Source organism: Frigoribacterium sp. RIT-PI-h, assembly GCF_001297205.1.
Classification (GTDB): Bacteria; Actinomycetota; Actinomycetes; order Actinomycetales; family Microbacteriaceae; genus Frigoribacterium.
On record NZ_LHOZ01000082.1, the window covers coordinates 122379 to 140813 of the forward strand.

General features: G+C 74.1%; 19 protein-coding genes. 5 read left to right on the top strand and 14 right to left on the bottom strand.

From position 1 onward, the window contains the following. Window positions 1–44: 44 nt before the first annotated feature. Entirely contained in the window at window positions 45–2522 is a 2478-nt protein-coding gene (locus tag AEQ27_RS12670) for an excinuclease ABC subunit UvrA (RefSeq protein WP_054146973.1), read from the bottom strand. Between the two features lie 88 nt (window positions 2523–2610). Between AEQ27_RS12670 and AEQ27_RS12675 the strand changes: the two genes are divergently transcribed. Then, entirely contained in the window at window positions 2611–3600 is a 990-nt protein-coding gene (locus tag AEQ27_RS12675; RefSeq protein ID WP_054147004.1) for a hypothetical protein, read from the top strand. Between the two features lie 112 nt (window positions 3601–3712). Here AEQ27_RS12675 and AEQ27_RS12680 read toward each other — a convergent pair whose 3' ends face one another. From AEQ27_RS12680 to AEQ27_RS12690, 3 genes are all read right to left on the bottom strand, one after another. Further along, on the bottom strand, window positions 3713–4417 hold the full coding sequence (locus tag AEQ27_RS12680) for a GIY-YIG nuclease family protein (protein WP_235451082.1): 705 nt from the start codon (window positions 4415–4417) through the stop codon (window positions 3713–3715). 129 nt (window positions 4418–4546) lie between these two features. Then, complete coding sequence (locus tag AEQ27_RS12685) at window positions 4547–4780, bottom strand: PLDc N-terminal domain-containing protein (RefSeq protein ID WP_152970353.1); 234 nt, start codon at window positions 4778–4780, stop codon at window positions 4547–4549. 34 nt (window positions 4781–4814) lie between these two features. Further along, a complete protein-coding gene (locus AEQ27_RS12690) occupies window positions 4815–5558 on the bottom strand; it encodes an SDR family oxidoreductase (RefSeq protein ID WP_054147005.1) in 744 nt (247 codons plus the stop codon). A 173-nt stretch (window positions 5559–5731) separates the two neighbouring features. On the opposite strand from AEQ27_RS12690, the gene AEQ27_RS12695 reads away from it, so the two are divergent. Continuing rightward, window positions 5732–6577, top strand: a complete 846-nt coding sequence (locus tag AEQ27_RS12695; RefSeq protein WP_054146975.1) for a helix-turn-helix transcriptional regulator — start codon at window positions 5732–5734, stop codon at window positions 6575–6577. Between the two features lie 77 nt (window positions 6578–6654). Then, a complete protein-coding gene (locus AEQ27_RS12700; protein ID WP_082383503.1) occupies window positions 6655–7692 on the top strand; it encodes a Gfo/Idh/MocA family protein in 1038 nt (345 codons plus the stop codon). A gap of 20 nt (window positions 7693–7712) precedes the next feature. Here the strand turns inward: AEQ27_RS12700 and AEQ27_RS12705 are convergent, their stop codons facing one another. Beyond that, the gene (locus tag AEQ27_RS12705; RefSeq protein ID WP_152970354.1) at window positions 7713–8552 is read right to left on the bottom strand and encodes a hypothetical protein; all 840 of its coding nucleotides are present in this window, start codon (window positions 8550–8552) and stop codon (window positions 7713–7715) included. Next, window positions 8545–9054 carry an RNA polymerase sigma factor gene (locus AEQ27_RS12710; RefSeq protein ID WP_235451083.1) on the bottom strand — a complete coding sequence of 170 codons (510 nt, stop codon included), beginning with the start codon at window positions 9052–9054 and terminating at the stop codon, window positions 8545–8547. Before AEQ27_RS12710 ends, AEQ27_RS12705 begins: the two co-directional genes overlap by 8 nt. Before the next feature lie 257 nt (window positions 9055–9311). Between AEQ27_RS12710 and AEQ27_RS12715 the strand changes: the two genes are divergently transcribed. Together AEQ27_RS12715 and AEQ27_RS12720 are read left to right on the top strand one after the other, a co-directional pair. Then, window positions 9312–10046 carry a CHRD domain-containing protein gene (locus AEQ27_RS12715; RefSeq protein ID WP_054147007.1) on the top strand — a complete coding sequence of 245 codons (735 nt, stop codon included), beginning with the start codon at window positions 9312–9314 and terminating at the stop codon, window positions 10044–10046. Between the two features lies 1 nt (window position 10047). Then, window positions 10048–10686 carry a class F sortase gene (locus AEQ27_RS12720; RefSeq protein WP_054146978.1) on the top strand — a complete coding sequence of 213 codons (639 nt, stop codon included), beginning with the start codon at window positions 10048–10050 and terminating at the stop codon, window positions 10684–10686. A gap of 15 nt (window positions 10687–10701) precedes the next feature. Here the strand turns inward: AEQ27_RS12720 and AEQ27_RS12725 are convergent, their stop codons facing one another. The 8 genes from AEQ27_RS12725 to AEQ27_RS12760 form a co-directional block, all read right to left on the bottom strand. After that, window positions 10702–11895: a M28 family metallopeptidase gene (locus AEQ27_RS12725; RefSeq protein WP_054146979.1), complete on the bottom strand. Its 1194-nt coding sequence runs from the start codon at window positions 11893–11895 to the stop codon at window positions 10702–10704. Continuing rightward, on the bottom strand, window positions 11892–13133 hold the full coding sequence (locus tag AEQ27_RS12730) for a hypothetical protein (RefSeq protein ID WP_054146980.1): 1242 nt from the start codon (window positions 13131–13133) through the stop codon (window positions 11892–11894). Before AEQ27_RS12730 ends, AEQ27_RS12725 begins: the two co-directional genes overlap by 4 nt. Continuing rightward, window positions 13130–13828, bottom strand: coding sequence for a TenA family protein (locus tag AEQ27_RS12735; protein ID WP_152970355.1), 699 nt, complete (start codon window positions 13826–13828; stop codon window positions 13130–13132). The genes AEQ27_RS12730 and AEQ27_RS12735 overlap by 4 nt, the downstream gene beginning before the upstream one ends. Further along, a complete protein-coding gene (locus AEQ27_RS12740; protein ID WP_054146982.1) occupies window positions 13810–14559 on the bottom strand; it encodes a glutamine amidotransferase in 750 nt (249 codons plus the stop codon). Before AEQ27_RS12740 ends, AEQ27_RS12735 begins: the two co-directional genes overlap by 19 nt. Window positions 14560–14634: 75 nt before the next feature. After that, window positions 14635–15723: a phosphotriesterase gene (locus tag AEQ27_RS12745; protein ID WP_054146983.1), complete on the bottom strand. Its 1089-nt coding sequence runs from the start codon at window positions 15721–15723 to the stop codon at window positions 14635–14637. After that, window positions 15720–16775 carry an ABC transporter permease gene (locus AEQ27_RS12750; RefSeq protein ID WP_054146984.1) on the bottom strand — a complete coding sequence of 352 codons (1056 nt, stop codon included), beginning with the start codon at window positions 16773–16775 and terminating at the stop codon, window positions 15720–15722. The genes AEQ27_RS12745 and AEQ27_RS12750 overlap by 4 nt, the downstream gene beginning before the upstream one ends. Next, on the bottom strand, window positions 16772–17536 hold the full coding sequence (locus AEQ27_RS12755; RefSeq protein ID WP_054146985.1) for an ATP-binding cassette domain-containing protein: 765 nt from the start codon (window positions 17534–17536) through the stop codon (window positions 16772–16774). Before AEQ27_RS12755 ends, AEQ27_RS12750 begins: the two co-directional genes overlap by 4 nt. Beyond that, window positions 17536–18435: substrate-binding domain-containing protein (locus AEQ27_RS12760; RefSeq protein WP_054146986.1), on the bottom strand; the 900-nt coding region annotated here is incomplete at its 5' end. The genes AEQ27_RS12755 and AEQ27_RS12760, both read right to left, overlap by 1 nt.

The following is an 18435-nucleotide window of genomic DNA, read 5'->3' on the forward strand; positions in this document are numbered from 1 at the left end:
TGCACCGCGCCTCCCCGGTTCCCGGCGTCCCGGCTCTCGCCGGGTCAGGCGGGCAGCGCCGCCGCGAGGTACGGCGCGGTGCGGCTGCCGGTCGCCCCGGCCACCTGCTCGGGCCTGCCGACGGCGAGCACGCGCCCGCCGGCGTCCCCTCCCCCGGGGCCCAGGTCGATCACGTGGTCGGACGCCGCCACGACGCCCATGTGGTGCTCGACCACGACGACGGTGTTGCCCGCGTCGACCAGCAGCTGCAGCTGGGTGACGAGCAGCTCGACGTCGGCCGGGGGCAGGCCCGTGGTGGGCTCGTCGAGCAGGTAGGGCGTGTGCCCGGTGCGGGCCCGCTGCAGCTCGGTCGCCAGCTTGATGCGCTGTGCCTCGCCGCCCGACAGCTGGGTCGCGGGCTGGCCGAGCCGCAGGTAGCCGAGCCCGACCTGCCGCAGCGTCTCGAGAGCCCGGGAGGCGCTGGTCACCTCGGTCAGGAACGTCGCCGCCTCGTCGACCGTCATCGCGAGCACGTCCGCCACGGTCGCGCCGTGCCAGGTGACCGCGAGGGTCTCGGCGTTGGAGCGGGCTCCGTGGCACGCGGGGCAGGGCGAGTAGCTGCCGGGCAGGAAGAGCCGCTCGACCGAGACGACCCCCTCGCCTTGGCAGACCTCGCAGCGGCCTCCGGTGACGTTGAACGAGAAGCGTCCGGCGCCGTAGCCCCGGGCCCGCGCCTCGTCGGTCGCGGCGAAGGCCTGGCGCACGGCGTCGAACAGGCCCGTGTAGGTCGCGAGGTTCGAGCGCGGCGTCCGGCCGATCGGCTTCTGGTCGACCTGCACCACGCGGTCGACCCGCTCGTGGTCGGTCGCCGTCTCGGCCAGCACGCCGCCGACCAGCGTCGACTTGCCCGAACCCGACACCCCCGTGACCGCGGTGAGCACGCCGAGCGGCAGGTCCACGTCGACGCCGTCGAGGTTGTGCCGGGTGACGCCGCGCAGCTCGAGGGGGGCGGGCGGTTCGCGGCGGACGGGCGACCCGCCTTGGGCGGGACCGGCGGCGGAGGGGGCGAGGAAGCGCCTCGTGACGGGGTCGGCGACCCCGGCGAGCCCGGCGACGGGCCCGCTGTAGAGCCCCGCGCCTCCTTGGCTGCCGGCCCCCGGGCCGACGTCGACGACCCAGTCCGCGCGACGCACGATGCTCATGTCGTGCTCGACGACGAACACCGAGTTGCCGCTCGCCCGCAGCCGTTCGAGCACCTCGACGAGGGACTCGGCGTCGGCGGGGTGCAGGCCAGCACTCGGCTCGTCGAGCACGTAGACGACGCCGAACAGGCCCGAGCGCAGCTGCGTCGCGATGCGCAACCGCTGCATCTCGCCTGGCGACAGGGTGGGCGTCGCACGGCCGAGGCTGAGGTAGCCGAGCCCGAGGTCGTCGAGCACGGTCGTCCGGGCCAGCAGGTCCGCGGCGATGCGGACGGCCACCTCGGTGACCTCGCCCGAGGAGGCGTTCGACACCGCGGCCGACGCGCTCGTCAGGGTGGCCGTCGGCCGCAGGACGTCGCCCAGTTCGGCGATCGGCAGGGCGTTCAGCTCGGCGATCGTGCGGCCGGCGAAGGTCACGGCGAGCGCCGCCCGGGTCAGGCCGCTGCCGCCGCAGAGTGAGCAGGGACCGCTCTCGACGTACTGCAACACCTTGGTGCGCTGGGTCTCGCTCTGCGAGTCGGCGAGGGTGTGCATGACGAAGGCGCGGGCGCTCCAGAACCGGCCCTTGTACGGCTTGGCGACGCGGTCGCGCTGGGGGGTCACCTCGACCACGGGCTGCTCGTCGGTGTAGAGCAACCAGTCGCGGTCGGTCTGCGGCAGCTCACGCCAGGGGCGGTCGATGTCGTAGCCGAGCACGCTCGTCACGTCGCGGAGGTTCTTGCCCTGCCAGGCTCCCGGCCAGGCCGTGATCGCACCGTCGCGGATGCTCAGGTCGGGGTCGTGCACGGCGGACGCCTCGGTCACCTCGTGCGCGATGCCGAGTCCGTGGCAGCGCGGGCAGGCCCCGGCGACGGTGTTCGGCGAGAACGAGTCGGACTCGAGGCGGTCGGCCCCGGCAGGGTAGCTGCCGGCCCGCGAGTAGAGCATCCTCATCGAGTTCGACAGGGTGGTCAGGGTGCCGACGGTCGAGCGCGAGCTCGGGGCGCCGCGGCGCTGCTGCAGGGCGACGGCCGGGGGCAGGCCGGTGATCTCGTCGACGTGCGGGGCGCCGCCCTGGGCGATCAGCCGCCGCGCGTAGGGCGCGACCGACTCGAAGAAGCGGCGCTGCGCCTCGGCGAAGATCGTGCCGAACGCGAGCGAGGACTTGCCCGAGCCCGAGACGCCGGTGAAGGCGACGATGCTGTCGCGCGGCACGTCGACGTCGACCGCGCGCAGGTTGTTCTCGCGGGCGCCGCGGACGCGGACGAAGCCCCGGGCGTGGACGTCGGTGGGGACGGCGGTCGGGGTGTCGGGCACGTCGATCGCGGGCGTGGGCACGTCGGGAGATGCGGTGTCGGGCATTCGGTCGATGCTACGGGTGTCGGCGGCGGTCGGGCCGGGGCGCGTCGGGCCGGGCCCGAGTGTCGGTGGCCCGTCGTAGCGTGTGCGCGTGCCCGAGCCGATCGAAGCCTGGTGGGCGCGACGCCGGACGTCGCGCGGCCTCGCCGTGCCCTACCCCGTGGGCAGCTACCGCGAGGCCTGGGCGTCGTACCCGGTGCTCGTGCGGCAGTACCGTCCCGAGCACAACGGCGGCATCGTGCTCAGCCAGATCCCGCCCGCGGCCGACGTGTGGCTGTGCTGGCTCTGCGACGCGGGCCACGTGTTCGTCGCCACCCCCGACGAGCAGCGGCACCGGCCGGGCCGCGAGCGACGTCGGTCGTCGTGGTGCCCCGAGTGCAGCGAACTGGCCGCGCCGCGTGCGCTGCCGATGCGGCCGCCGATGGCACCGGCGGCGGTCGTCCGCGCACAGGCCGACGCGGCGCGAGCCGCGCCTCCGACTCCCCCGTTCCCGGCCGACCCCGCGCGCCGACCCGAGCAGTCACCACCCCTCGCCTCGCCCCCCACCCCGCGGGCGGAAGCGACCCGCGCCTCCCGGCCGGACCGCGCCGCCCGGCCGACCCGCGCCTCCCGGCCGGTGTGCGACAAGACGCCGGCGGTGCCGACCGGCACGCCCTTCGTCAGCGTGTGTGCCCCGAAGCCGGCGTCGGCGGTCGAGGCCGAGCTGCGGGCCGAACTGACGGCCAGGCTCGAGTTCGAGCCGGGTCTGAACGCCGTGCGGGTCGGGCGTCCGTTCTTCGACCACGTCGAGGTCTGGCCTGACATCGTGCTGAGCGAACTGCGGGTCGCGATCGAGTACGACTCGACCGGGCGGCACGGACTCGAACACGTCGGACACCGCGAAACTGCCGACCGGCGCAAGGACGCCGCGCTCCGGGCTGCGGGTTGGGAGGTCGTGCGACTCCGGACGGGCAAGCTGCCCCCGCTCGGACCGCACGACCTGCAGTTGTCGGGGCTGACCCGGCAGACGGTGCCCCTGCTGCTCGACGAGCTGCGCGCCATCCGAGGCCCCCTGCTCGTCGACGCCTCCCTCCGCCGCTGAGCCCGCGCCGCGGCCCGGAGTCCCCCGACCTGACACCCCTCGTTCCCCCTGGTGTGCAAATCGCGACCACCCGAGGCAGACAGGCACCCCAGAGGGAGCGCTGAGCGGCGTGTCACGCCCGCGATGTCGGGATTGGTACGCAACCGGCTGGCGCCCTGGTCGGGTTCGGCCCGTCGGCAGCCGGTACCCCGGCCGGGTTCGGCAGGCGGCAGCCTGCTCCGCCGCGCAGGGCCCGCGCCTCGCTGCGCCCGCGGGCGTACCGCTGCCACGGGTCCTCGACGCCCTCCGCGAGCGCCGCGACGTGGGCATCGAGCTCGGCGCTGCGCGCGAACCACTCGGTGCGTCCGAACCGGGACGCCGCGAACTGCCCGTGCCGCCGCCGTTCGACCAGGCGGTCGCCAGGCTCGAAGGCCAGCAGCTCGTCGTGCCAGAGCGTGCCGAGGCGCTGCCGGGGGTTCGACGAGGTGCCGATCTTGATGCGGTCGTCGAACCGGATGTAGTAGACGACGTCGACCCTCACCACGCCCAACTCGGCGTCGGGCACGTCGCCCTGGCGCCACTCGCAGACGGCACAGAGCCCCCCCGCCGGCCAGTGCACGCCGAGCCGCGACCCGCACGCGAGGCAGGGCGACGGCAGCAGATCGGTGACTCCCTCGCCCGAGCCCTCGAGCGAGGCCACCCAGTCGGCGGCGAGCGCGAGGTGCCGGTCGCAGAGCGGCACGGGCGACGACGGGTCGATCGGACGACCGCAGGAGTCGTCGGCGAGTCGACCCGTGCCTCCTCGGCAGCCGTCGGGTCGGGGTGTCGGGCGGGTCATCCCCGCAGGCTAGGCGTGGCCACCGACACCCCGGTCGGCCTGCCGAGATGTCACGGCTTGCCGCTCGTCCCAGGAGGTGAGCGGCACGTCGTGACACCTCGCCACGACCTGAGAAGGGCCGAGCGAGCCCTAGTCCTGCTCGTGGTCGATGCGGAGACCCAGTGGGTGCGGCCCGAGCAGCAGCCACACGGCGCCGGCCCCGAGCGGGAAGAGGACTGCGGCGACCGTCCAGACCGTGCGCTCGAGCTGCGTCGTGTCGGCACGTCGCCGCACCGCACGCACGATGCTCACCACGATGACGAGGTACACGACAGCCACGACGACCGCCGCAACCGCCGGACCCCAGTCACCCCATGCACTCATCCACCCAGCCTAGGGCGCTGCCCCCAGCCCGGCCTCAGTGACCGCTGAGCAGCGCCAGCACCGCGTCGTACCGCCCCTCGGCCTCGGCGTTGCGCAGGAACTTGACGCGCTCGACCAGGATCTCGTGGGCGTCGGGCTGCGCCTCGAGCAGCGCCATCGTCTCGTTGAGGTACTCGTCGAGCGGCATGGCCGACGGGTCGTCCTGCTGACCGAGCAGGGTGGTCTGCACGGCCGGCGGCACGAGCTCGACGACCTGCACGCTCGTGTCGGCGAGCTGCACGCGGATGCCTTCGCTGAACGAGTGGATGGCGGCCTTGGTCGCGTTGTAGGTCGGCGTGTACGGCAGCGGCACGCTCGCGAGCCCCGACGACACGGTGACGATCGAAGCGGCGGGCTGCGTCTGGAGGAACGACGTCCACGCCGCGATCAGTCGGATCGGACCGAGCAGGTTGGTCGTGACCGTCGCCTCGGCGGTGGCGAGGAAGTCGCCGGTCGTGACGTCTTCGGTCTGCATGATGCCGGCCATCGCGACGACGACGTTGGTCTCGGGCCAGCGGCGCTGCACCTCGGCCGAGACGTCGACGACGGCCTGCGGGTCGGTGGTGTCGAGCTCGACGGCCTCGAGGCCCGGGTGGTCACGGACGATCTCGTCGAGCAGTGCCCGGCGTCGGCCCGCCACCACGACGGTGTTGCCGGCGGCCTGCAGGCGCAGGGCGAGGCCCAGGCCGATGCCGGACGTGGCGCCGGGGATGAACACGGTGTTGCCGCTGATCTTCACGGTTGCTCCTTCGGGTGTGCCGCGCTCGGCGCGGCAGGTGGTGGCCGTCGCGCCGGCGACCGCCGGGGTGCCGCCCCCCACTCTGACCCGGGGAGGCGCGGTTCGGCAGAGAGCGCTCGTCCAGGGATCGGCGCTCCCTGGTTGGCGGGTGCCGCGGCTGACAGCATGGGGCCATGGACCGCGCCGACCTCGCCGACTTCCCCCGCCACCGCCGCGAGGCGCTGCGACCGTCCGACGTGGGGCTGCCCGAGGGCGTGCGTCGGCGTACCGCCGGGTTGCGTCGCGAAGAGGGGGCGGGGCTCGTCGGCATGTCGCCCGACTACTACGCGCGGCCCGCGCAGCAGCGCGGCCCCCAGCCCTCCGAGCCGCTGCTCGTCGCCCTCACCCCGGGGTTGCGACTCCGCCGCGACGAGCGCGACCACCTCTCCCGCCTGTCCGGCCACCCCCCGCCACGCCGCACGCGGGGCGGCGACCACGTCAGTCCCGCGTTGCGGCGCGTGCTCGATCGTTTGGTCGACACCCCCGCGCCCGTCCTCAGCGACCTCGCCGAGACGCTCGCGCAGAACCGGCTCGCGGTCGCCCTGCTCGGCGACCAGATGCGGTACGAGGGGCTGGCCCGCAGCGCGTTCCACCGGTGGTTCACCGACCCGGCCGAGCGCGCCTCCTACCCGGTCGAGGACCACGCGCACCAGCTCGAGCTGCAGGCCTCCGGGCTGCGGGCGGCACTCAGCATGGCGGGCGGCGGGGGCCGACCGCGAGAACTGGTGGAGGCGCTGCTCGCGTCGAGCGAGGAGTTCGCGACGATCTGGGCTCGGCACTCCGTGCACCAGCGCTTCGACGACCGCAAGACGCTGCTGCATCCCGAGCTCGGCCGCATCGAGGTGGACTGCCAGGCTCTCTTCACCGAGGACCAGTCACAGACGCTGCTCGTGCTGACGGCGACGCCCGGGTCCGACGACGACGCCAAGCTACGGTTGCTCGACGTGATCGGCGTGGGGCGGTTCGCCGAACAGGGCTGACGGCTCTCGACGCCCCGGCCTGCTCCGCACCCGCGAAGATGGACGCACCCACGACGATGTGACACCGAGGAGACCGCATGTCCACGCAGACCCCGAGCACCCCGAGCTTCCCCGCGGCGACGGCCGTCCCGCTGCGCGGCGGTCCGACCCTGCGCTGGGGCGTGATCGGCCCGGGCGAGATCGCCGGCGACTTCACCGACGCCCTGCACGCGCACACCGACCAGCGCGTGGTCGCCGTGGCCTCCCGCAGCCTCGACCGGGCCGAGGCCTTCGCCCGGGCCCACGGCGTCGACACGGCGTACGGCGACCGGGAGGCGCTGGTCACCTCCCCCGACGTCGACGTCGTCTACGTGGCCACGCCCCACACCCGCCACCTGCCGGACGCCCTGACCGCCATCCGGGCCGGCAAGCACGTCCTGATCGAGAAGCCGATGGCGACCAGCACGGCCGAGGCCGACGAGATCTCCGCCGCGGCGAGCGCCGCCGGTGTCCTCGCGATGGAGGCGCTCTGGACGCGCTACCTGCCGCACACCACCGTCATCGCCTCGCTGCTCGCCGACGGTGCGATCGGCGACGTGCGGCTCGCGACCGCCGACGTCGCCTGGGCCAACGACCTCTCGTCCGGCGGACGCATGACCGACCCGGCGCTCGGCGGCGGCGCGCTGCTCGACATCGGCGTCTACGCGTTCTGGTTCACCCAGTTCGCGACCGGCCACCCCGTCGAGTGGCACGCCACCGGCTCGACCCGGGCCGACGGCGTCGACCTCGACGCGGCCGTCGTCACCCGCACGGCCGACGGGGTGCTCGCCACCGCGGCGACGAGCCTGCTCACGACGTCGCCCGGGCTCGGCACGATCTCGGGCACGACCGGGTCGATCCGCACCCTGCAGAACCTCGTCTTCCCCGCGACGTTCGAGCTGACGACCGGTGCCGGGTCAGCCGTCTGGAGCGACCCGACCGTCCCGACCGGCCGCCAGGGGCTCGCCTACCAGGCGACCGCCCTCGCGTCCTACGTGGACGCCGGGCTGCGCGACTCGCCCCTGCACTCCCTGGCCGACTCGAGGTCGCTGCTCGCGACGATCGAGGCGACCCGCGCCTCCTTGACCGTCGTCTGAGCCCGCCGGGGAGGCGCGGCTCAGCTCGCGACCGGAGGCACCGACGCCACCGCGACGTCGTGGCCGTCGGCCGCGCGGATCTCGACCGACGCGACGTCGGACCGCAGCACGGCGGCGTTCAACCGGCAGTCGACGCGCACGTCCGACCCGAGGAACGCACCGGACTCGTACTCGCGCCCGTCGCCCCCCACCACCACGACCGTGAACGCCGAGCCCGTCGGCAGGCCGTCGACGCTGAGCACCGTCTCGGTGCCCCAGGTGTGGGCGACGAGGTCTCCGTCGAGGTCGACCCCGGCGGGCTGACCGACAAAGTCCACGTGCTCGACGGCGCCGAGGGTGCCGGCAGGACCGGCCACCACCGTGTCGCGAGGCGTCGCGAGCAGGGCTCCGCCTCCGGCCCCGATCGCCAGGCACGCCGCGGCGGCCACGGCGATCAGCAGCGGGCGTCGGCCCCGCCCCGCGCGGGCCGCGGCGATGTGAGGACCGAGGTGCGGGACCGACGCCTCGGCGGCCGGGGGGCCGGGGCCGCGAGGGATGGCGGCCCGGGGGGGGACGTCGGCGTCGAGAGCGCCGGCGGTCCCGCGCGGGTCCGGGGCCGCGGAGGCGCGCCCGGTGCCCGCCACGCGCTCGCGCAGCCGGTCGCTCGGGGCCACGTCGTCCCAGCGACCGAAGTCCGAGAGTCCTCCGATGATCCCCCCGAGCGACGCCAGCTCCGCATCGATCGACGGGTCGGCAGCCCGGAGCGCGTCGAACTCGACGCGTTCGCTCGGCGAGAGGTCGTCCGCGAGCGCAGCGGCCACCAATTCGTCGCGACGGGCGTCGCCGTCACCGGCCCCCACCCCTGGCGTGCGGTCAGTCATCGGTCGTCTCCCGGTCGTCGAGGCGGGTGCGGCGGGCGCGCAGCGCGTGGAACACGCGGGTGCGGAGGGTCGCGACGGGGGCGCCCGTGCGCTCGGAGACCTCGCGGTAGCTCAGCCCCTCGAGGTGGACGGCCACGACGGCCGCCCGGTGGTCGTCGCTCAGGCGGGCGAGACCCTCGGCCATGCCCAGCCGTTCGAGCGGGTCGGCCACGCGCGCCACGGGGTCGGGGGCGTGCTCGAGCGGCACGACCGACGGCGTGCGCGTCCGTGCCCGGTGCACGTCGAGCACGACGCGGCGTTCGATCGCGAACAGCCAGGTGCGGACGCTGCCGCGGTCGGCGTCGAACGAGTCGCGGGCCCGCCAGGCGCGCACGAAGGTCTCTTGCACGCAGTCCTCGGCCAGCGTCCGGTCGCGGAGGGCGTTGACGGCGAAACCGAGCAGCGACGAGCCGTGCTCGACGAACGCGGCGCGGACGTCGAGACCGGACGACCCCTCGCTCATCGGGCTCCGATCTGGCGCGCGGCCCGGGACGGGGCCCGCGCGACCCATGACGGCGATCATCGGCCTGTCCTCCAGCCTATCCCCGCCGATCGCGGATGCCGACGGGGTGTACGTGCGCCGCGCCTCCCGCGTTCATCGGACCGGGCACGAACTTTCTCGCGACCGACGTGAACGCATCGGCCCCGCCCGACGTAGGCCCTGTCGAGCGGCACCCGCCCGGGCGCCGCCCCGTCGAGAGGACCCGGAGCATGCCGAAGATGACGCGCACGACCAAGAAGACCGCCATCCGCACCCTGACGATGGGTGGCGCCGCCGCGACCGCCGTCACCCTGTTCGGCGTGACGCCCGCGTTCGCCGAGACCGAGGTGCCCGAACCGTCGACCTTCACGAGCGCCTACACGGTGATGGCGACGCCCGACCAGGTCATCAACAACGACGGGGTCGCCACCCCGGGCGAGCCCGGCGCGACCGGCACGTTCGACTTCCGCGTCAACAGCGACACCGAGGTGATCTGCTACGACATCACCCTGCGCGGCGTGACGGGCGACTACCAGAGCCCGGCGAAGACCGCGACGCACATCCACGAGGCAGCCCGGGGCCAGGCCGGCCCTCCGCGCATCGCGTTCCCGAACCCGGTCGACCGCGGGGACGGCACGCGCACGAGCAGCGGCTGCCTGCAGGGGCCGTTCACGACCGGCGTCATGAGCGCCGCGGGTGCCGACACGGGCACCGGCTTCAGCCTGAAGCAGCTCGAGGCGGACCCGGCCGGCTTCACGGGCGACTCGCACACGGCCTCGTTCGCGGCCGGCGTCGTCCGCGGCCAGCTGACGCAGGGGCCCGTCGGCGGCGTCGACACCGGACTCGGAGGCGCGGCCACCGAGAGCGCGTCGGCCGGCGGTCTCGGCCTCGCGGCCGGTGGCGCCGGGGCCCTCGCCCTGCTCGGTGCGGGTGCGTACGTCCTGACCCGTCGTCAGCGCGCGGCCCGGGCCTGACGTGCGTCGCTCCCGGCCCCCGGCGGTCGTCGTCGCCGCCGTGCGGGTCCTGGCCGGGTGCGCGGGGCCCGGGGCGGTCGCGCCGACGGCGGCGCCGGCCCCGGGGGCGGGGGCGAGCGCCTCGCCGACCGCGGCTCCGTCGGCGACCGGCACCGCGCCTCCTGCGGTCGCCGGGGTCGTCGGGGGCGTCGGCGAGGGTGTCGCTCCGGCCGCCGTCTCGGTGCCGACCATCGGCCTCGACGCCCCGCTGATCGACCTCGGCATCGCCGACGACGGCGCCATGGAGGTGCCTGTCGACGCGGACGACGTCGGCTGGTTCACCGGCGGCGGCAAGCCCGGCGGGCGGGGTCCGACCGTGATCGCCGCCCACGTCGACTCCGCCTCGGGCCCCGCGGTCTTCGCGCGGCTCGACGAGCTCGTCGTCGGCGACCGGGTCGACGTGACCACCGTCGACGGGGATGCCGTGAGCTACGCCGTCACCGAGGTGGTCGACGTGCCGAAGGCCGAGTTCCCGACCGCCCGGGTCTTCGGGGCGCAGCCGACCGACCAGTTGCGGCTGATCACCTGCGGCGGCGTGTTCGACCGCGACTCGGGCCACTACGACCAGAACCGGATCGTCTTCGCCGAGCCGGTGGCCTGACCGCCCGGCCCGGGCCTAGAGCACCCCGGGAGGCGCGGCGCGGGTCGGCCGCGCCAGGCTCGCCACGAGGTGCTCGACGAGCGGTACGGTCCAGGCCACGTTCGCCGCGATGCCCCGGTTCGGCTCGTCGTCGGGCTGGTGCAGACGGTGCAGGTCGTTGAAGGTCAGGAACGCGCTGGGTACGCCTGCCCGGTAGAAGGACGCGTCGTCGGTGCCCGTCGTCGGGGGGAACCGGGTGACGAGTTCGAGGTCGGGCCGGGTGGCCGCGGCGTGCTGCAGCAGCGCACCGCGGAACGCCGTCGAGAACGCCTCGGGTGCCCCGAACGCCTCGACGAACGACCCGCGACCGAGCCCGTCGACGTTGAGGACGTAGTCGATCGCGTCGAGCTCGCCGGTCGAGGCGCTGTCGACGAAGTGCCGCGATCCGCCCAGGTGCCACTCCTCGGCGGTGAAGAACACGAGTCGGACCGACGCGACCGGCGGGGCCGCCGCCCACCGCTCGGCCAGCTGCAGCAGGGCGATCGTGCCGCTGCCGTTGTCGTAGGCGCCGACCGTGTTGAAGAACGAGTCGTAGTGCGCGCAGAGCAGCACCGACCCCTCGCCCGTGCCGGGGACGTCGACGATCAGGTTGTCGCTCGTCGCGGCCTCGACCGGACCGCTGTCGGCCTCGACCTCGAGCTCGACGGGCTTGCCGTCGGCGATCCACTCGGTGAGCTGCAGACCGTCGAGGCGGCCGAGGGCGAGGTGGGCCACGTCGTGGTCCGACCCGGACGGCAGCGGCTGTGGTGCGGCGGGCCCGTCGTCGCGCGCGTGCAGGTAGGCCACCACGTCGCCGTCGTCACCCCGCACGACGAACTTCTGCCAGACCATCGAGTCGCCCCAGAGTCCCTGCGGGCCGACGGCCTCGACCGTGCCCCGGCGAGGCCCGTCGGTCGAGCCGCTCCAGAGCATCGGCCAGGCGGGCAGGTCGCGGGCGATCGGCTGCCGCACGGTGACCCGAGGCACCCGACCGGGCTGCCAGCCGGGCAGCGTCACGGGCTGCCGTGCGACCGGCCACCCGACCGCGGTCAGCCGCTGCTCGAGCCAGTCGCCGGCGGCCGCGATGCCGGGGGTGCCGTGGAACCGGGGGCCGTGCTGCACCAGGGCGACGAGGTCGTCGTAGGCGCGTTCCGCGCGCTGCGCCGCGTCCGGATCGGTGTCGTGGGTCATGTCGTTCCTCTCGGGGACGGCTCTCGGGTCGGGGTCGGGGTCGGGGTCGGGGACAGGGACGGGGACGGCGTCGACGCAGCGGTCGACGACGCGACCGACGGACCGAGGAGGCGCGGCGCGGCCCCCCGGGCGGCCTGCGCCACCGTCGGCGCGGGCACCCCGAGCAGGTGCTGGGCGACGCGGGCGACGTCGTCCGTCCGCCCGCGGAACCACCAGCTGCCGAACCGGTCGGTGACCGCCTCGGGACGTGGGCCGAGCACGGGCGTGCCCCGGGCCTCGATCTCGGCGAACCCGCCGAGCCCGCCGTCGTCGTCGTACAGGTGCAGGGAGTCGCCGCGGACGCCCGGCGACGGGTCGGGCTCCTCCGAGTACTCGGCCGACGGGTCGCTGTGGCTGCCGCGCACGAAGAGCACCGCCCGGTCGTCGGTCGGGTCGCCGACCGCGCGCACGTACCCGAGCCGTCCGGTGACGTGCGGTGCGGCGAAGCCGATCTTGAAGCGGTCGGCGCCCGTCAGCGACACGGCGACCCCGCCGGGCACCTCGGCGAGCAGGTCCCCCACCGGCTCGTAGTAGTCGGTCACCTGGGTGTCGGGCACGGCCGCGACGAACGCGGTGCCGCCCGCCCGCACCTGGTCGAGCATCCACGACTCGGCCTCGTGCGCGCCGTCCGAGGTGATCCCGAGCCGCACCTCCGTCACGTAGCCGCCGTACTCGACGGCGTCGACGAGCGGTGTGCCGTCGGGGCCCGCGGCCGACGCGCCGCGCAGGTGCCGCAGCGGATGCGCCGCGGGCCGCACGACCAGCGTCAGGTCGGCGCGGACGTGCCCGGTCGGCGCGGTGAACGCCTCGAGCTCGGCGACCCGCGACAGGGTCACGCGGTCGCCCGTGCGGTCGAGGTCGTGACGGCCCGGGTCGAGCGACGGCGGCATCTCGTAGCTGCCCCAGTAGTCGTCGCGGTCGCGGATCATGTAGGCGATCTCGGGGCCGATCCAGACCCGGTCGCCGCCGACGTTCCAGTCGCCGCCGCCGAGGAGCGCGCCGAACGCGTCGTCGGAGGCGAAGGCGTCGGGCAGCCAGTTCTCGGCCTCGCCGGCGGCGAAGAACGGACCGTAGACGCGGCCCCCGTACGACGAGACGACCACGACGGCGTCGGGTCCGACGGCCAGCCGTTCGAAGGGGATGCCGGCCGTGGCGAGGCGCGCCTCGACGGCGGCCAGGTCGACGACGGGGCCGGTCACGCGGTGACCTCGGCGAGGGCGCTCGCGTGGAAGGCGTCCTCGGCGTGCAGCATGGCGACGAACCAGCGGTCCAGCCGATCGTCGGTCACGTCGGCGGGCAGCTCGTCGACCAGCTGGTGCAGGAAGGCGACCTGGGCGCGGAAGCCGTCGGTGACGTGCAGCTCGATCCACCGCTGCACGTCGCCCGCTCGCGGCACCGACCGCTCCGCGGCCCGCGTGCACCACTGCAGGTAGAGGGTCTCGGCCGCCGCGAGGCTGGTGACAACCCCGGCGTAGCCGCCCTCGTCGAGCGCGGTCGTCACCGTGGCCTCGAGCACGGAGGCGCGGGCCAGCAGAGCGGGCAGCCCTGCCTCGTCGACCGGTCGCGTCGCGCGCAGGTCGGCGAAGTAGGCACTCTGCGGTCCGACGAGATCGACGACGGCCTCGGCGTGCCGCTCGGCCCGGGACCACTCCGGCTGCTGCCACAGGCAGTAGCCGGCGAGTCGGGCCGCCGTCCGGACGAACGCCTGCTCGATCGCGAGGTACCGGCCGAAGGCCGCATCGTCGATCGTGCCGTCGGCCATCCGGGCCAGCAGCGGCATCGCCGCCGAGGCGTCGAGCTCGGCCGAGCAGCGGGCGACGAGCGCCGCCGCCCGGCCCGCGCCGGGGCCCTCGGGCCGGGTCGGGTCGGCCACCGTCAGCGGCCGGTCAGCCACGACACGATGCCGTTGAACACCTTGGCGTAGCCGTCCCACTCCTCGCAGAACGCCGGCGGCGCCCAGTGCGGCGAGCAGTCGCTCGTGAAGACCGCCGTGCGTCCCGCACCGGCCTCGCCGACGACGACGAGCGGGTCGCCGTCGAGGCGGGCGAGCTCGATCGCGCCCGGCTTCACGACGGTGCGGTTGTAGCCGAGCAGCAGCGGCCACCCGGTGCCCGCGCCGCCGAGGGCGGGGTGCGCGGCGTCGAGCGCGGTGGCGACGACGCCGGCCGGGCGCTCGACGCGGTCGTCCCCGATCAGCATCTCGACCGGCAGCACGTCGGCGATCTCGGTGCGGGCGTAGCCTGCGCGACCCTGCCAGCCCGAGAACGACAGGTAGCCGCCGATCATCAGCAGCGCGCCTCCGGCCCCCACCCAGCGCGCGAGCTCCTGGACACGGTCTCGACCGGGGATGCTCTTCTCGAACACGTCGGGCGCGAGCTGCAGCGAGTTGACCCCGATGTCGGACAGCACCACGACGTCGTAGGCGTCCAGCGCCTCCTGCGTCTCGGGGAACTCGGTCGACACGAGGTGGGCCGGCAGGTGGACGACCTCGTGGCCGCCGGCCTGCAGGGCCGTCCGCAGCTGCGCGACGCCCTCGGTGTACGAGTGGGCGGTGAACTCGTCGACGCCCTTGGTGTGGGTGGTCGCGGTGATCCAGCTCTCGCCGGCGATGAGGATGCGGGACATGGTGGGGCCTTCCGATGGTGACGGGACGGTACGGGACGAGGAGGCGCGCGCGGCTCGGTGCCGCGACGTCGCCCCTCAGCGGGTCAGGGCCGCGCCCTCGAAGAGGTCGCGGACGTTGCGGGTGCCGACGCCGTGCACGACGTCGGCGTCGACGCCGAGGTCGGTCAGCCGGTCGAGGAACACCGCGGGGACGTACGACAGGCCGTTGCCCCCGTGCTTGCGCAACATGCTCTTGAGGAAGAGGTCGTGGCTGAACAGCAGGCGGCGGCCGAACCCGGCCGAGACCAGGCGGGCGATCGCCGTCGCGGTCTCGACCGGCGAGGGCGACTGCCCTTCGCCGGGCAGCGAGAAGCGGTACGGCATGCCGATCATGTCGAACTCGAGCCAGACCCCGCGCTCGGCGAGGCTGCGCTGGTAGTCGGGGTCGCTGCCCGACGGGTCCATGTGGCAGAGGACGACCGCCGTGGGGTCGACGCCCTCGTCGCGCAGCACGACGTCGAGCACGCGCCCACCGTGCCGGACGAAGCCGGGCAGGTGCACGAACATCGGCAGGCCGGTCTCGCGCTGCAGGCGGCAGGCCGCCCGGAGCGAGCGCTCCTCGCGCTCGGTGAAGCCGGGCGAGACGCCGATCTCGCCGATCACGCCCGAGCGGGGCACCCCGGTCTCGGCCGGGTCGGCCCGGTATTGCGCGACCAGGCGGGCGGCCAGGTCGTCGACGGTGTCGCGGCCCGTGGCCTCGGGGTGGAACCGCTCGAGGTACCAGCCGCCGCCGGTGACGACGTTCACCCCGCTGCGACGCGAGATCTCGGCGAGGCGGCGCGGGTCACGGCCCTGACCGTCCGAGGTCAGCTCGACGACGGTGCCTCCGCCGAGCTCGCGGAAGGCCACGAGCTCGTCGACCGCGTCGTCGTCGCCGTCGAGCACGCAGTTGTCGCGACAGGCGAGCGGGCGGTCGCGCAGCACCCAGGCGATCTCGGGCGTGACCGGCGCGTCGAACAGCTCGGGGAAGTCGGGGTCGGGCTCGAGCCCGCCCTCCTCGATGCTGTTGATCAGGTGCTCGGGCGGCAGCGTGTAGCCGAGGCGGTCGCTCGGCACGGGGCCGGTGACCGTCTGCACGTCGACGACCGTGGTCGTCTCGACGCCGAAGCCACCGACGCGGCTCATCGGGTCACCCGCTTGCGCACCAGGTCGGTGAACGAGCCGCCGCGCAGGTTGATCCAGATGACGACGATCAGCAGGCTGCCCGTCACGATGGGCACGATGTAGGGGCTCAGGCCGAGCAGCGTGAGGCCGTTGGTGATGACGCCGGTCAGGATGGCCCCGATCGCCGTGCCGATCACGCTGCCCTTGCCGCCGAGCAGGTTCGTCCCGCCGATCACCACGGCCGTGATGACCGTCATGGCGAAGTGGCCGCCCGAGTTGGCGTCGCCCGACCCGAGGCGGGCCGCGGTGATGAGGCCGGCCGCGCCGGCCGCCGTGCCGCTGAGCACGAGGGCCATCATCTTGACGAAGCGCGTGTCCACGCCGGCCCGACGGACCGACTCCTCGTTCGAGCCGATGCCGGTGATGTACTGGCCGAACCGCATGCGCTGCAGCCCCACGATGCCGACGCCGACGATGATCAGCGCGAGCCAGGCGGGATAGCCGAGCCCGAACAGTCGACCCTGGCCGACCTGGGCGAAGATCAGGCCCGAGCCGATGGCGATCGAGTAGCCCTTGGTGATCAGCAGGGCGACGCCCCGCACGATCGACATCGTGGCCAGGGTGACGATGAACGACGGGATGCCCTGGTAGCTCGAGAACCAGCCGTTGACCAACCCGCAGAAGGCGCCGACGGCCAGGCAGATCACGATGACCAGCACCGACTCGAGGCCGGCCCGCAGCAGCACCGCCCCGATCACCGACACCAGCGCGAGCGTCGACCCGACCGAGAGGTCGATCATGCCCGCCGTGATGACGAAGGTCATCGCGACGGCGACGATCGCCGCGGGAGCCACCTGCACGGCGACGTTCCGCAGGTTCGTGCCGGTGAGGAAGGTCGGGGTCGCCACCGAGAAGACGACGATGACGACGAGCGTCACGACCAGCATCAGCAGGGTGGACTTGTTGACGCGTTGCAGCGCTTCCCAGCGGCGCTCGCGCGCGTCGGAGGTGCCGGGGCCGCGCCCGGGCTCGGGGCCGTCGGTGCGGGTGGGGTCAGAGGTCGTCGCGGTCATGCGGCAGCGCTCCCTTCACGGGTGATCATGTCGACGAGCGACTCGATGGTGAGGTCGTCGATGCGGGCGTCGTCGACGCTGCGCCCCTCGTACATGACGGTGATGCGGTCGCAGACCCGGAAGAGGTCCTGCAGCCGGTGGGTGATCAGGATGACGCCGACCCCTCGGGCCGCGACCTCCTTGATGAGGCGCAGCACCGACTCGACCTCGGTGACCGCGAGGGCCGCGGTCGGCTCGTCGAGGATCAACACGTCGGGGTCGACCGAGGCCGCGCGCGCGATGGCCACCGACTGGCGCTGGCCACCCGAGAGCTGCGAGATCAGCTGGTGCGTGGACGTCACGCGGACGCCGAACTCCTTCAGCACCGCCGTGGCCTCGGCGTGCATCGCCCCGACCTTGAGGAAGGGTCCGACCCGCGGCTCGCGGCCGAGGAACAGGTTGGCGGCGACGTTGAGGCTGTCGCAGAGGGCGAGGTCCTGGTAGACGATGCCGATGTCCTCGGCCTGGGCGTCGCTCGGGGACTGGAACCGCACCTCCTTGCCCTTGATGCTGATGCGGCCGCCGTCGTGCTGGACGGAACCGGCGAGCACCTTCATCAGGGTGGACTTGCCGGCGCCGTTGTCGCCGACGAGGCCGAGCACCTCGCCGCGTGCGAGGCGCAGGTCGACGCCGCGCAGGACGTCGACGGCGCCGTAGGACTTGCGGATGCCCTCGAGCTCGACGAGCAGGGGCTCGGAGGAGGCGCGGGTCGCGTCGGTCATCAGCCCTCCAGGTAGTACGAGAAGTCGGCCAGGTTGTCGGGCGTCACGATCGTGATCGGCACGTCGACGGTCGCCGGCACCTCGGCGGTGCCGCAGGCGAGGTTGATCGCGGCCTTGGCGGCCTCGTAGCCGAAGCCGAAGGTGTCCTGCTGGATGACGGCCTCGACGTAGCCGTCCTGCAGGCCCTCGACGGCCGAGGGCGAGAGGTCCCAGCCGACGATCTTCACGCGGTCCTGGGCGCCCTGGCTCTTGACCGCGGCGATGGCGCCGTTCAGCGCGGGCTCGCCCGTGGCGTAGATGTACTCGAGGTCGGGGTTGCCGGTCAGCAGGTTCTCGGCTGCCGCCTGGGCGTCCTCGTTGACGTTCTGGCCGTCGACGATCGTGCCGATGGTCATGCCGCCGGCCTCGACGGCGTCGGTGAAGCCGTTCTGCCGCTGGATCTGGATCGCGCTGTTGAGCGCGCCGACGACGCCGACCTCGCCCTCGCCGCCGGTGATGTCGAGGAAGGCCTTGCCGAGCTGGGCGCCGCCGTCCTCGTTCGCCGTGCCGACGTACGAGTCGATCGCCGAGGCGTCGTCGACCGAGCCGTCGGCGGCGACGACCGGGATGCCCGCGGCCTTGGCCGCGGTGAGGGCGGGGACGAGCGCGGTCGCGTCGACCGGGTCGACGATCAGGGCGTCCACGCCCGAGGCGACGAGGTTCTCGACGCCCGAGACCTGGGTGGCGCTGTCGTTGTCACCGCTGACGATCTGCAGGTCGGCGCCGGCTTCGTCGGCGACGTCCTGGACGCCCTCGTTCATCTGGGTGAAGAAGGCGGTCTGCTCGTTGATGTCGACCATGCCGAGCTGGAGGGTGCCGCCGCCGTCGGGGGCACAGGCCTGGGGGACGTCGGACGACGT